The sequence below is a fragment of the Bacillus sp. SIMBA_005 genome (genome assembly GCF_046535585.1).
Taxonomy (GTDB): Bacteria; Bacillota; Bacilli; order Bacillales; family Bacillaceae; genus Bacillus; species Bacillus pumilus.
This window is the reverse complement of record NZ_JAWRWI010001056.1, coordinates 1-241: the sequence shown is the minus strand read 5'-3', so window position 1 is coordinate 241 and position 241 is coordinate 1. Positions and strand designations below refer to the sequence as shown.

Annotated in this window: 1 protein-coding gene; it reads right to left on the bottom strand. The window is 63.5% G+C overall.

Annotated features, from left to right (window positions below):
* The coding region (locus tag SB660_RS23350) for a hypothetical protein (protein ID WP_410584948.1) at positions 1-241 on the bottom strand (241 nt) is incomplete at both ends.

The following is a 241-nucleotide window of genomic DNA, read 5'->3' as shown; positions in this document are numbered from 1 at the left end:
GAGTGTGCGCTTCGCCTGGAGGTAGGCCGAGCGTCCGCTCTCAAAGTCGATTCGGACATCGTCCACGGCGTCAGTAGTCTCCGTTGCCACTGAAACGACGACACGCGAGTCGTCGGGCATACCCGGCAGCGGTAGAGGAATATCAGTAAGACCGTGCGCCACCGCGTACGCGACGACGGCGCGCTTGTACTCGGTGCCGGCATCGTCAGCGGCGCCTCCAACGCTTCCCGATACCGAAGAC